General features: G+C 62.4%; 14 protein-coding genes. 10 read left to right on the forward strand and 4 right to left on the reverse strand.

Annotation, left to right across the window (positions count from 1 at the left end):
* The first annotated feature begins 60 nt into the window (after window positions 1–60).
* From AC1D0I_RS12790 to AC1D0I_RS12805, 4 genes are all read left to right on the forward strand, one after another.
* The gene (locus AC1D0I_RS12790; RefSeq protein WP_457152323.1) at window positions 61–363 is read left to right on the forward strand and encodes a virulence factor; all 303 of its coding nucleotides are present in this window, start codon (window positions 61–63) and stop codon (window positions 361–363) included.
* Window positions 356–967, forward strand: a complete 612-nt coding sequence (locus tag AC1D0I_RS12795) for a methylenetetrahydrofolate reductase C-terminal domain-containing protein (RefSeq protein ID WP_184873530.1) — start codon at window positions 356–358, stop codon at window positions 965–967. Before AC1D0I_RS12790 ends, AC1D0I_RS12795 begins: the two co-directional genes overlap by 8 nt.
* Entirely contained in the window at window positions 964–2,055 is a 1,092-nt protein-coding gene (locus tag AC1D0I_RS12800) for a methylenetetrahydrofolate reductase (protein WP_477228712.1), read from the forward strand. The genes AC1D0I_RS12795 and AC1D0I_RS12800 overlap by 4 nt, the downstream gene beginning before the upstream one ends.
* 83 nt (window positions 2,056–2,138) lie before the next feature.
* Window positions 2,139–3,113 carry a methyltetrahydrofolate cobalamin methyltransferase gene (locus tag AC1D0I_RS12805; protein ID WP_457153730.1) on the forward strand — a complete coding sequence of 325 codons (975 nt, stop codon included), beginning with the start codon at window positions 2,139–2,141 and terminating at the stop codon, window positions 3,111–3,113.
* Between the two features lie 79 nt (window positions 3,114–3,192).
* On the opposite strand, the gene AC1D0I_RS12810 is transcribed toward AC1D0I_RS12805, so the two are convergent.
* Entirely contained in the window at window positions 3,193–3,435 is a 243-nt protein-coding gene (locus AC1D0I_RS12810; protein ID WP_477228713.1) for a hypothetical protein, read from the reverse strand.
* Window positions 3,436–3,524: 89 nt separating this feature from the next.
* On the opposite strand from AC1D0I_RS12810, the gene AC1D0I_RS12815 reads away from it, so the two are divergent.
* The 3 genes from AC1D0I_RS12815 (at window position 3,525) to AC1D0I_RS12825 (ending at window position 7,232) form a co-directional block, all read left to right on the forward strand.
* A complete protein-coding gene (locus AC1D0I_RS12815; protein ID WP_477395458.1) occupies window positions 3,525–5,594 on the forward strand; it encodes an ASKHA domain-containing protein in 2,070 nt (689 codons plus the stop codon).
* Window positions 5,595–5,781: 187 nt separating this feature from the next.
* Window positions 5,782–5,967, forward strand: coding sequence for a hypothetical protein (locus tag AC1D0I_RS12820; protein ID WP_184873525.1), 186 nt, complete (start codon window positions 5,782–5,784; stop codon window positions 5,965–5,967).
* 245 nt (window positions 5,968–6,212) lie between these two features.
* Window positions 6,213–7,232, forward strand: coding sequence for an alpha/beta hydrolase fold domain-containing protein (locus AC1D0I_RS12825; protein ID WP_477395460.1), 1,020 nt, complete (start codon window positions 6,213–6,215; stop codon window positions 7,230–7,232).
* 228 nt (window positions 7,233–7,460) lie between these two features.
* Here the strand turns inward: AC1D0I_RS12825 and AC1D0I_RS12830 are convergent, their stop codons facing one another.
* Window positions 7,461–8,360: a LysR substrate-binding domain-containing protein gene (locus AC1D0I_RS12830; RefSeq protein WP_095087339.1), complete on the reverse strand. Its 900-nt coding sequence runs from the start codon at window positions 8,358–8,360 to the stop codon at window positions 7,461–7,463.
* A gap of 219 nt (window positions 8,361–8,579) precedes the next feature.
* On the opposite strand from AC1D0I_RS12830, the gene AC1D0I_RS12835 reads away from it, so the two are divergent.
* The 3 genes from AC1D0I_RS12835 (at window position 8,580) to AC1D0I_RS12845 (ending at window position 10,525) form a co-directional block, all read left to right on the forward strand.
* A complete protein-coding gene (locus AC1D0I_RS12835; protein ID WP_095087335.1) occupies window positions 8,580–8,765 on the forward strand; it encodes a hypothetical protein in 186 nt (61 codons plus the stop codon).
* A 339-nt stretch (window positions 8,766–9,104) separates the two neighbouring features.
* A complete protein-coding gene (locus AC1D0I_RS12840; RefSeq protein ID WP_013894968.1) occupies window positions 9,105–9,239 on the forward strand; it encodes a hypothetical protein in 135 nt (44 codons plus the stop codon).
* A 347-nt stretch (window positions 9,240–9,586) separates the two neighbouring features.
* Window positions 9,587–10,525: a GlxA family transcriptional regulator gene (locus tag AC1D0I_RS12845; RefSeq protein WP_425352300.1), complete on the forward strand. Its 939-nt coding sequence runs from the start codon at window positions 9,587–9,589 to the stop codon at window positions 10,523–10,525.
* A 19-nt stretch (window positions 10,526–10,544) separates the two neighbouring features.
* On the opposite strand, the gene AC1D0I_RS12850 is transcribed toward AC1D0I_RS12845, so the two are convergent.
* A complete protein-coding gene (locus tag AC1D0I_RS12850; RefSeq protein ID WP_477228716.1) occupies window positions 10,545–11,336 on the reverse strand; it encodes an ABC transporter ATP-binding protein in 792 nt (263 codons plus the stop codon).
* Window positions 11,333–12,106, reverse strand: a complete 774-nt coding sequence (locus AC1D0I_RS12855) for an ABC transporter permease (RefSeq protein ID WP_477395462.1) — start codon at window positions 12,104–12,106, stop codon at window positions 11,333–11,335. The genes AC1D0I_RS12850 and AC1D0I_RS12855 overlap by 4 nt, the downstream gene beginning before the upstream one ends.
* Between the last annotated feature and the right edge of the window lie 52 nt (window positions 12,107–12,158).

Genomic DNA, 12,158 nt, shown 5'->3' on the forward strand with positions numbered 1-12,158 from the left:
CATAACAAGCGGCCCAACTGCGCTTCCGGCAATGCTCGCTCCATCGAGGAGTGAGAATTCATGGCCGATCTGATCGTCGTCTACTGGCGCGACATCCCTGCCCAGGTCATCGTCAAGAAGGGCCGGCAGAACGCCAAGCGCGAACTGCCGCTGCGCTTCACCGAAGCGATTGACATGTGCGCCATGCGCACCGGCGCCGGCGGCACAGATGACTATCTGGCCGAATGGCGCAAGGCCGATCCTGTTCCGGTTGGCGACGACCTCGAAGCCGAGGTCGAGAAGGCGTTCCAGGACATCGACATGACATACGACCGTGAGCGGCTGGTCGCTCTGGTCAAGGCGGGCGGCAAAGAAAATGTCTGACACCCAGCCAACGGTTACCCAGGCCACTCTGGTCAAGAAGGCAGCGCCGAAATCCGACTACAAGCCGGCCGACGTGTCGCCGCAGCGGCGCGTGCAGCGTTCGTTCGCGGTCAGACTATGGTCGGTGCGGCACTCGCGATTGCTCGAATGGTTCTATGCCAGATTCGCCGACATGTTCCTGCTCCTCCACCCCTTGTGGAAGGGCATCGGCTACGGCCGTGTCGAAGGGCCGGTCAAATTTGTCGAGAAGCGCGTCAAGGGCTTCATGTTCGACTGCCGCATGTGCGGCCAATGCATATTGTCCTCGACCGGCATGTCCTGCCCGATGAATTGCCCCAAGCAATTGCGCAACGGCCCTTGCGGCGGCGTGCGCGCCAACGGCAATTGCGAGGTCGAGCCTGATATGCCCTGCGTCTGGGTCAAGGCCTGGGAAGGCTCGCAGAATATGGTCCACAATGACAGGATCCTGACCGTGCAGAAGCCGGTCGATCAGTCGCTGCGCGAAACCTCGGCCTGGTTGCGGGTCACCGCGCAGGCGGCCGCCGCGCGCGAAGCCGCCGCTGCCGCCAAGAATGGCGCGGCAAACACCGGGGCATCGGCATGATCGGAAGCCAGCGCGACGAGAACCCGGCCGGCATCCATCTGCCGCTCGACCCCCTGCCCGGCCACACCTCGCGCGGCCGGCTGGAACGTGTCCTGCGGCGTGGTGAATTCGCGGTCACGACCGAACTCAACCCGCCCGACAGCGCCGACCCGGAAGACGTCTACAACCGGGCGAAGATCTTCGACGGCTGGGTTGACGCCATCAACGCCGTCGACGCCTCGGGTGCCAACTGCCACATGTCGTCGGTTGGCATCTGTGCGCTTTTGACCCGCATGGGCTATGCGCCGATCATGCAGATCGCCTGCCGCGACAAGAACCGCATCGCCATTCAGGGCGACGTGCTGGGCGGGGCTGCGATGGGCGTCGCCAACATGCTGTGCCTGACCGGCGACGGCGTGCAGGCCGGCGACCAGCCCGGCGCCAAGCCGGTCTTCGACCTCGACTGCATGTCGCTCCTGGAAACCTGCCGCGTCATGCGCGACAACGGCAAGTTCCTGTCCGGCCGCAAGCTGACGACGCCGCCGCAGCTTTTCCTTGGTGCGGCGATCAATCCGTTCGCACCGCCAATCGATTTCCGCCCGCATCGGTTGGGCAAGAAGATCGCCGCCGGCGCGCAATTCGTGCAGAGCCAGTATTGTTTCGACGTGCCTATGTTCCGGACCTACATGCAGAAGGTGCGCGACCTCGGCTACACCGAACAGTGCTTCATCCTGGTTGGCGTCGGACCGCTGGCCTCGGCCAAGACAGCCAAATGGATCCGCTCCAACGTGCCGGGCATCCACATCCCCGATTCGGTCATCAAGCGGCTGGAGGGCGCGCAAGACCAGAAGAAGGAAGGCAAGCAGCTCTGCATCGACATCATCAATGAGGTGAAGGAAATCTCCGGCGTCTCCGGCGTCCATGTGATGGCCTATCGCCAGGAGGAATATGTCGCCGAGATCGTCGATGAATCGGGCGTGCTGAAGGGCCGCCAGCCATGGAAACGCGAAATCCGTCGCGACGACCAGATGGTCGCCGACCGGCTCGGGCACATACTGCACGACGACATTACCGAAACGCAGGTGGAGATGGTGAAGACCGCGCACTGACGGCGCGGACGAGCACCTGTTCGCTTGAACGAAACCAGACAACGATATAAAGAAATCTTTATATCACGGCGGAGAGAGAATTCATGACCCGGACCATCGTCGCCTCGGCGACACGAGAAATCATCATCGGCTTCGACCAGCCGTTCTGCGTGATTGGCGAACGCATCAATCCGACCGGCCGCAAGAAGCTGGCCGCCGAGATGATCGTGGGCAACTTCGAGACGGTCATCAAGGATGCGCTCGAGCAGGCAGCCTGTGGCGCCACCATGCTCGACGTCAATGCCGGCGTTACCTCGGTCAACCCGAACGAGACCGAACCCGGCCTGCTGGTGCAGACGCTGGAAATCGTCCAGGGCCTCGTCGACCTACCACTGTCGATCGACTCGTCGGTCACCGCCGCGATCGAGGCCGCGTTGAAGGTCGCCAAGGGCCGGCCACTGGTCAACTCCGTCACCGGCGAGGAAGAAAAGCTCGAGGCCATCCTGCCGCTGGTCAAGAAGTACAACGTCCCTGTCGTCGCCATCTCCAATGACGAGACCGGCATTTCGATGGATCCGGATGTGCGTTTCGCCGTCGCCAAGAAGATCGTGCAGCGTTGCGCCGATTTCGGCATTCCCGCGCACGACGTCGTCGTCGACCCTCTGGTGATGCCGATCGGCGCGCTCGGCGATGCCGGCCGCCAAGTGTTCGCGCTGCTGCGTCGGCTTCGCGAAGAGCTCAAGGTGAACACCACTTGCGGCCTGTCCAATATCTCCTTTGGCCTGCCGCATCGCCACGGCATCAATGCCGCCTTCATCCCGATGGTGATCGGCGCCGGCATGACCAGCGCGATCATGAACCCGGTGCGCCCGCAGGAAATGGAAGCCGTGCGCGGCGCCAATGTGCTCAACGGCACCGACGAGAACTGCACCAACTGGATTCGCACCTACAAGGACTACAAGCCGGCCGAAGGCGGCCAGGCGGTAGCCGCACCGACGCAAGTCAACGCGCCGGGCGAAGGCGCCGGCAATGGTGGACGCCGCCGTGGCGGCCGTGAAGCCCGGATGGGTCGGGGATAAGCGCGCAATCGTGGACTGTCTTGTAAACCTCACCGAACCGATCGTGCAGATGATGCCGTCGGGACGGTGTGCGTTTCGGTCAGGCCATGCCCAAAATGGCGTCGAACAGCACCATTCCCGCCCACGACCCGAAAATGCCGGTCAGCCCGCCGACAATGAAGTCGTCGTCGGCGGCCGGCCAGAACCCGTGGAGCAGCAATGCTCCGACAATCGCGCCGACGATACCGGACGCCAGATATTGCGGATTGCGCAGCCATGGGCCGCGCAGCAGGCGCACCATGGTAAAAGCGGTTGTTATGGCGGACAGGAGGAGATCGGACATGATTGGCCTCTGGACCATCAAACATTCCGCCCAATAGCGAAACGATCCGTTAAACGGCATCGACAATCGTCATCGAGACGCGTGCAAGCATGAATTCACCTGCCAACATCACCGATCCGCTCGTGCTGTTCATGCCGTCGGGCAAGCGCGGGCGGTTTCCTGTCGGCACGCCCGTGCTCGATGCCGCGCGCCAGCTCGGCGTCTATGTCGAAAGCGTCTGCGGCGGACGCGCTACCTGTGGGCGCTGCCAGATCGAAGTGCAGGAAGGCAATTTCGCCAAGCACAAGATCGTCTCATCCAACGACCACATCTCGCCCAAGGGCGCCAAGGAAGAGCGCTACGAGCGCGTGCGCGGCCTGCCCGAACGGCGCCGCCTGTCCTGCTCGGCGCAGATCCTCGGCGACCTCGTCATCGACGTGCCTCAGGACACGGTCATCAACGCGCAGACCATCCGCAAGGATGCCGACACCAGGGTGATCGCCCGCGATGCGGCAATCCGCATGTGCTATGTCGAAATCGAAGAGCCCGACATGCATAAGCCGCTCGGGGATCTCGACCGCCTCAAGATCGCCCTGATGAAGGACTGGAACCTCAAGAGCCTGGAGTTCGATTTTTATCTCTTGCCGCAAGTGCAAGGCATTCTGCGCAAGGGCAGCTGGACCGCCACCGCTGCCATCTACAAGGATGCCGACTCGGAGACCGCACGCGTCATCGCTTTGTGGCCGGGCCTTAAGAACGAAGCCTATGGGTTGGCCTGCGATATCGGCTCGACCACCATTGCCATGCATCTGGTGTCGCTGCTGTCGGGCCGCGTCGCTGCCTCGTCGGGCACGTCGAACCCGCAGATCCGCTTCGGCGAGGACCTGATGAGCCGGGTCTCCTACGTGATGATGAACCCCGACGGTCGCGAAGGCATGACGGTCGCCGTGCGCGAAGCGATCTCCGGCCTTGTCGACAAGGTCTGCGCCGAAGGCAATGTCCACCGCAACGACATCCTGGATTCCGTCTTCGTCGGCAATCCGATCATGCACCATCTGTTCCTCGGTATCGACCCGACCGAGCTTGGCGGCGCGCCCTTCGCACTAGCGGTTTCAGGCGCGGTGCACGTCAAGGCTTCCGACATCGGCCTGAAGCTCAACCAGGGAGCCCGGCTCTACATGCTGCCTTGCATCGCCGGCCATGTCGGCGCCGATGCGGCAGCGGTGACGCTGTCGGAAGGCCCGCATCGCCAGGACGAGATGATGCTGATCGTCGACGTCGGCACCAATGCCGAGATCGTGCTTGGCAACCGCACGCGCGTCGTCGCCGCCTCCTCGCCCACCGGCCCCGCTTTCGAGGGCGCGGAAATCTCCGGCGGCCAGCGCGCCGCGCCCGGTGCCATCGAGCGCGTGCGCATCGACCCCGACACGCTGGAGCCGAAGTACCGCGTCATCGGCTCGGAATTGTGGTCCGACGAGGCGGGCTTCCTCGACAGCGTGCAGGCGACCGGGGTCACCGGCATCTGCGGCTCCGGCATCATCGAGGTCGTCGCGGAGATGTATCTCACCGGCATCATCTCCGAGGACGGCGTCATCGACGGCGGACTTGCCGCCCGCTCGCCGCGTGTCACCGCCAATGGCCGCACCTTCTCCTACGTGCTGAAGGAGGGCGAGCCGAAGATCACCATCACCCAGACCGACGTGCGCGCCATCCAGCTTGCCAAGGCAGCGCTTTACGCCGGCACCAAGCTGTTGATGGAAAAGCAGAACACCGATCATGTCGACCGCATCCATTTCGCCGGTGCCTTCGGTTCCTTCATCGATCCGAAATACGCCATGGTGCTGGGCCTGATCCCGGACTGCGATCTCGACAAGGTTTCGGCCGTCGGCAACGCCGCCGGTGCCGGTGCGCGCATGGCGCTGCTCAACCGCGGCTATCGCCGCGAAATCGAGGACACGGTCAGCAAGATCGAGAAGATCGAGACCGCGCTGGAACCGAAATTCCAGGAGCATTTCGTCTACGCCATGGCGCTGCCCAACAAGGTCGATCCGTTCCCGAAACTGTCGGCGGCGGTGAAACTGCCGCCGCGCAAGACGGTCAGCGAGGACGGTGTCGCCGGCGACGCCGCTCCGCGCCGGCGTTCGCGCGAGGGCCACGCCGCCCGGCGCGGCCGGGAATAGGCGGGCGCGCCCAGGTCGCCAGCCTCTCCAACTCATTTGTATGCAAATGTTTCCGGATCTGCCGATTCGGAAACCGAAGCGTTGTTTTCGTGAAATCCGCTGGAAACACGCGCGGCGCATTTAGGCCGGCGTCGAAGGCCGGTCGGAAATGTCTTCCTGCCGCAGTGACCTTCCGGAGGAAACCAAAATGTCGATGTTCGAAAGCCTCGGCCGTTATGGTGCGGCCATCAAGTTTGCCCACGACAGGAAGAAGTCGATCCGGGCCATGAACAGCCTGCCGCCGCATGTCCAGAAGGACATTGGTTGGCCGGCATCGCCGCCGAACGACCCGCAGGCCGCGCTCATCTCGCTGCTTCTGGGCACGGCGCGCTGATGACATTCACCGACAAATGCAAACTGCTCGTCAGGCGTCGGAGCCCCCATGCGGCCTCGGCGCCTGGCAACACCCGGCTGCGCGCCGCGCTTCTGCTGCGGCGTTGATCGTCGGCGCAAGCACCACGGCGCGGATCACACCACCGTGTAGCCATAGCGTATAACTTGACATTTTCGGCCACGGCACGATCTTCGCCAGAGAGGGGAATTCTCTTAGTCGGCTGCCGCCGAAGTTCGTGTATCCGCATGCCAAGTTTGAAAAGCCACGTCGTATCCTTCGTGCTCCGGTACAGCCGCAAGAAGGCGTTTTCCAGCCCTGAAAACCTGCAGCGCTGGATCGCTGCCGCGCGCAAGACCGAGACCCACCTACCTCCCGCCGCACTGCATCAGCGTCTCGACATCCAGATGCATACGGTCGATGGCTTCCCCGTCTATGAAATCGCACCCAAGGCCGGCGAGCAGAAGCGGATGCTCTATCTGCACGGCGGCGCCTATGTCTTTGAAATCACGCCCTATCACTGGCACCTGATCGCCGACATGGCCGACCGGCTGGGCTACGGCATCACCGTGCCGATCTATCCCATCGCTCCCGAACACGATTTCCACGCCATGTTCGGCATGGTCGGCGACGTCTACCGCCAGATGCTCGACGAGACAGAGGCCGAGGACATCGTCTTCATGGGCGATTCCGCCGGCGGCAACATGGCCGTCGTGCTGACCATGATGGCCGCGGAACAGGCCCTGCCCCTGCCGTCGCGCCATGTGCTGATTTCGCCCGGCCTCGACATGTCGCTTTCCAACCCCGAAGTGTTCGAGGCCGAACGCCGCGACCCCTGGCTGGGCATTTCGGGCGGGATGGAGGCTGTCCGGCTCTACAGCGCCGGCTACGGTCGCAGCGACTGGCACATCAGCCCGCTCTATGGCGACCTCTCGGTGCTGCCTAAAACGCTGCTCCTAACCGGCTCGCACGACCTCCTCAGTCCTGACAATCTGATCTTCGCGCAAAAGGCGCGCGCCGTCGGCGTCGAGGTCGAGGTCGTCTACGAGGAAGGTATGTTCCACGTTTGGCCACTGATCGACATGCCTGAAGCACGGCGGGCGCGCGACAGCATCGTGACCTTCCTGGCCGGGGAAAAAACCTTTGGTCAAGCCGAGATCAAGGCGATCACCTGGTCGGTCAAGGCTTCATCTAACGAACCATTCAACACCGGATTGGCCAGCACGAAAATTGCTTCCACTATGTCTTCATCTCGCTCTGGCTGGTAGTCGATATCTTCCCTGCATTCGATCAGATCTGCCCAGGCCTCCACGTCCGCAGCGATGAGCTCTCCTTCCTGGAACCGTCGGAGCACACTCAAAATATGATCGGTGGTCAGGACGACCACTGGCGTCTCGGACCAACCCAGGTCGCTTACGTTTGCAGCCAGAACATCAATCGGCTTCCCACATGTGATAAGATCGCTGAGCACTGAAACGCGGTTCACAGCCGGCGTATCAGAACTTGCCGGTTTCCCGGAACACTTCGAAGGTCGCGCGGATATGGTCGGCAACGGCCTTGACCGGCGCGCTGGCGTCCGGCGCCACCACCATCGCCAGATTGTAAGTGCCGATGTCGGGCATACCGTCCTTCGGGCAGAGTTCGACCATGTCGTTGCCGAGGAATGACTTCGGCAGCGGCGCCACGGCGAGATCGGACATGATCGCGGCGCGCTGGCCGGCCGTGTGCGCACTCATATAGGCGATGCGATAGTTGCGGCCTTCGCGTCCAAGCGCCTCAAGTGCGCCGGCCCGCCAAGCGCAGCCCTCTTCCCAGAGCGATACCGGCAAGGGTTCGCGCAGATGCGCGCAGCCGCCCTTGGCACCGGCCCAGACGATCGGCTCGGTGAGCAGCACCTCGGCGCCGAGCGCACTGGTCTTGTAGGAGTTGGTCAAGAGCGTGATGTCGAGCGCGCGGTCGTCCATGCGCCGGCGCAGATTGCTGCTCTGGTCGATGGTGACGTCGACGGCGATCGACGGATGCGATTGCGCAAAACGCTTCAGCACATGCGGCAGCACGCGCTCGCCATAGTCATCCGGCGAGCCGAGCCGGACAACGCCGACAATCTCGGGAATGATGAATTTCGACACCACCTCGCGGTTGATCGACAGCAGCCTGCGGGCATAGCCGAGCAGCATTTCGCCATCCGTGGTCAGCGACACCGAGCGGGCGTCGCGCGCGAACACCGAGCGGCCGAGAATGTCCTCCAGCTTCTTGATCTGCATGGAGACAGCCGACGGCGTGCGGAAGACGGCATTGGCGGCGGTGGTGAAGCTGCCTGTCTCTGCAATCGCCACGAAAGTGCGCAAAACGTCGAGATCGAGCAGTGGCAGTGGATGATTGAGTGGGGCGTTCATGGGAATCGACCTTCAATTTTTCTGATACAAAGCATCATTCCATTTCGTTTGATTGAACATCAGATTGGGACGATAGTCAACACCATCGAGGCAGGACGCATTGGAAGTGGCCCCGAAACGACCACGATACAAACCTGCAATCGACATGAAATGCAGTTGAAACAAAAGCGACGTAACCAACTCACCGTCTGGCATCCGCCAGCACCAAAGGAGAAAGAAATGTCTATCCTGTCGTCCATCGGTCGGATCGCGACCGAATTCAGCGCAGCCCGCGCCCGCTACCAGACCGAACGTGCCATCCACTCCCTGCCGATCGAACTGCAGAAGGACATCGGCTGGCCTGAAGCTGCCGACACCAAGACCGGGGTTCGCAACGGCGTCGGATCGTGGGCTGGAGCAAAGTAAATCGTGTGTACCATGTGCTGAAGGCCTGCCGCGCAAGCCGCCCGGCAGGCCTTCTTTGTTTTATTTGTATTCAAATGAGTTTTGGAGCCATGTCGCCAGCGCATGACGCATATGAGCAAGCCGCATAGCGACCCGGTTTCCCAATTAGTCCCTTGTAAACAATCGTAAAATTCGAGCATGCTGCCCAAAATTGTCGCAATCGGTGTCGCATTTCATAACAAGCGCTTCGCTTTTGCGATTTAGTTTTACGCTGCGCAAGCCTATATCAGCGTCAGCAAACGAGCTGCCCCACTCCATCAAGCGAAGGCGACCCGTCTGAGCAACCGAATGGAGATGATCATGAAGCTTTTTGCCCGCCTTTTCGCCCGCCGTGAAATGAACCTGACCACCGCTCTCGAGCGTCAGCGCCTTGCCAACACCATGCCCGGCCAGACCGGCGCGATGGCTGCGGCGCGCCTCGGCTTCGTCGCCTGATCTTTTTTGCAGGCAGCGCTTCCCTGCCGCTGCTTTAAAACTGCAACGCCGCCTGGTTCCTCGCAAGGCGGCGTTCTTGTTTCCGCCGCAAGGCGTAATCTGCCCGTTCCTGAACAGTTGGGCGTCGCGTGCAGGCCTCGCTGAACACCCGATCGCCCATTTGCGACCCATGTCGCAAATTTAATCGTGTCCTGGCCGCGTAGCCGATTGACAGACATGGTTTTTCCTGATGTCGCTATGCTAATCGCGACATCCTGTTCGCGTCATGGCTGCGTGAGGTTCCCTTGAACGCCGTAAAGCATCCGATCAAGCGATCGTTTGTATTCTTTCTTATTCCCGATTTCACCATGATAGCGTTTGCGACCGCGCTCGACCCGTTGCGCTCGGCTAACCGCATGCTTGGCTATGAGGCCTATCGCTGGCGCCTCGCCAGCATCGACGGCAAGCCGGTGCGCGCCTCGAACGGGGTCGAATGCGCGGTCAACACGTCGCTGGAGGAAGAGCGTAAGAAGATGGCGGGCCCTGACCGGCCGAACATGGCCATCGTCTGCAGCGGCGTCAATGTCGAGCGCTATCAGAATAAGTCGGCCTTCGCCTGGCTGCGCGAGGAGTACAATCGCGGCGTCGCCGTCGGCGGCCTGTGCACGGGCGCGCATATCCTTGCCGCCGCGGGACTGCTGTCCAACAAGCGCTGCGCCATTCACTGGGAGAACCTGCCGGGCTTTTCCGAGGCTTTTCCGAAGGCCAATGTCTTTGCCGACCTGTTCGAGATCGACCAGAACATCTACACCTGCGCCGGCGGCACCGCGGCACTCGACATGATGCTGAAGCTGATCGGCGACGACTTCGACGAGAACCTCGTCAACCGCGTCTGCGAGCAGGTGCTGACCGACCGCGTGCGCAGCCCGACCGACCGCCAGCGCCTGCCGCTGCGTGCCCGCCTCGGCGTGCAGAACTCGAAAGTGCTGACCATCATCGAACTGATGGAGGCGAACCTGTCCGAGCCGCTGTCGCTGATCGAGATCGCCGACCATGTCGACCTGTCGCGCCGCCAGATCGAGCGGCTGTTCCGCACCGAGATGGGACGCTCCCCTGCCCGCTACTATCTGGAAATCCGGCTCGATCGCGCCAGGCACCTGCTGATCCAGTCGTCGATGCCGGTGGTCGAGGTGGCGGTCGCCTGCGGCTTCGTCTCGGCCTCGCATTTCTCCAAATGCTACCGCGAGCTCTATGCCCGCTCGCCGCAGCAGGAGCGCGTAGACCGCAAGCAGTTGCTGGCGGCCTGAGCCGGCACATCAAGGTTGCCTAGGCGCTCTGCGTCTGCGCCGTGCGCATCGCCTCGACGCGGATATCCTCGGTCAGCCGTGCCTTCAGCGCCGAGAATTCCGGGCTGGTCTTCAGCGTGTAGTGGCGCGGATGCGGCAGGTCGATGGCGACATCCGACTTGATGCGGCCGGGCCGCGCCGTCATCACGATCACGCGCGACGCCATGAAGATCGCTTCCTCGATGTCGTGGGTGACGAACAGCACCGTTTTCTTGCGACGCTCCCAGATGCCGAGCAGCAGCTCCTGCATCAACCCGCGCGTCTGGTTGTCGAGCGCGCCGAACGGCTCGTCGAGCAACAGGATCTCGGGATCGTTGGCCAAAGCGCGGGCGATCGCCGTGCGCTGCTGCATGCCGCCGGAAAGCTGCTTCGGCCAGTGGTTCTCAAACCCTTTCAGACCGACGAGATCGACATAGGAAGCAACGATCCCGTCACGCTCCTTTTCGGCCATGCCGCGTTCGCGCAGGCCGAAGGCGATGTTCTCGGCCACCGTCAGCCAGGGAAACAGCGTGTAGGACTGGAAGACCATGCCGCGATCCGGCCCCGGACGGGTCACCGCCTTACCGTCGAGCAGAACCCGGCCTTCACTTGGGGCTTCCAGGCCGGCGACAATTCTGAGCAGCGTCGACTTTCCGCAGCCCGATGGACCGAGGATGGTGATGAAGTCGTTGGCCGCGACCGCCAGGTCGACCGGCATCAGCGCCTTGACCGGCTCGCCGCCGCGCACGCCGGCGAACGTTCGCGAAACGCCCTCGATGAGAAGCTTGCTCACGCCAGGCTCCACGGAAAGAGCCAGCGGTTGAAGGCCTTGAAAGCGAAATCGGACAACAGTCCGATCAGCCCGATGACGATGATGCCGAAGATGATCTGCCCCGTCGCCAGCCGCGACTGGCTGTTGATGATCATGTAGCCGATGCCGGAGGACGAGCCGATCAGCTCGGCGACGATGACATAGGTCCAGGCCCAGCCGAGCACCAGCCGCAACGTCTCGGCGATCTCCGGCGCATTGGCCGGCATGATCACACGGCTGACGATGCCGTTGTTGGTGGAGCCCAGCGTATAGGCAGCCTCGACCAGGTCGCGCCGCGTGCTGCCGACCTTGACCGCGATGATCAGGATGATCTGGAACACCGAGCCGACGAAGATGACGAGCAGTTTTTCCAGTTCGCCAATGCCGGCCCACAGGATGAGCAGCGGAATGAAGGCCGAGGCCGGCAGGTAACGGGCAAACGAGACGAATGGCTCAAGAAACGCCTCCACCGGCCTCCAGGCGCCCATGGCAATACCGAGCGGCACCGCGACGACCGAGGCCAGCAGGAAGCCGCCGAAGACCCGCCAGATGGTGATCAATATGTCGAGCCAGAAACGATCCTCGACCAGCAGCCGCCAGCCATCCCGCAGCATCGACAGCGGATCGGCGAGGAAGATGCGATTGACGTGGCCGCCAAGCGTGATCCAAGCCCAGAAGGCGACGAACAGCACGAAGAAGGAAATGCCGAGCACGGTTCGGATGCCCGGCGAGACTGGATGCAAGGGGCGCATCTTCAAATCGTCCCCATCTTCAAATCGTCACTTGTCCAGGAGAAAACGGCGG

This window comes from Mesorhizobium sp. P2_D1 (assembly GCF_056404455.1).

Coding starts and splice junctions, on each gene's coding strand:
- AC1D0I_RS12790 (WP_457152323.1), top strand. CDS start 61: ATGGCCGATCTGATCGTCGTCTACTGGCGCGACATCCCTGCCCAGGTC.
- AC1D0I_RS12795 (WP_184873530.1), top strand. CDS start 356: ATGTCTGACACCCAGCCAACGGTTACCCAGGCCACTCTGGTCAAGAAG.
- AC1D0I_RS12800 (WP_477228712.1), top strand. CDS start 964: ATGATCGGAAGCCAGCGCGACGAGAACCCGGCCGGCATCCATCTGCCG.
- AC1D0I_RS12805 (WP_457153730.1), top strand. CDS start 2,139: ATGACCCGGACCATCGTCGCCTCGGCGACACGAGAAATCATCATCGGC.
- AC1D0I_RS12810 (WP_477228713.1), bottom strand. CDS start 3,435: ATGTCCGATCTCCTCCTGTCCGCCATAACAACCGCTTTTACCATGGTG.
- AC1D0I_RS12815 (WP_477395458.1), top strand. CDS start 3,525: ATGAATTCACCTGCCAACATCACCGATCCGCTCGTGCTGTTCATGCCG.
- AC1D0I_RS12820 (WP_184873525.1), top strand. CDS start 5,782: ATGTCGATGTTCGAAAGCCTCGGCCGTTATGGTGCGGCCATCAAGTTT.
- AC1D0I_RS12825 (WP_477395460.1), top strand. CDS start 6,213: ATGCCAAGTTTGAAAAGCCACGTCGTATCCTTCGTGCTCCGGTACAGC.
- AC1D0I_RS12830 (WP_095087339.1), bottom strand. CDS start 8,360: ATGAACGCCCCACTCAATCATCCACTGCCACTGCTCGATCTCGACGTT.
- AC1D0I_RS12835 (WP_095087335.1), top strand. CDS start 8,580: ATGTCTATCCTGTCGTCCATCGGTCGGATCGCGACCGAATTCAGCGCA.
- AC1D0I_RS12840 (WP_013894968.1), top strand. CDS start 9,105: ATGAAGCTTTTTGCCCGCCTTTTCGCCCGCCGTGAAATGAACCTGACC.
- AC1D0I_RS12845 (WP_425352300.1), top strand. CDS start 9,587: ATGATAGCGTTTGCGACCGCGCTCGACCCGTTGCGCTCGGCTAACCGC.
- AC1D0I_RS12855 (WP_477395462.1), bottom strand. CDS start 12,106: ATGCGCCCCTTGCATCCAGTCTCGCCGGGCATCCGAACCGTGCTCGGC.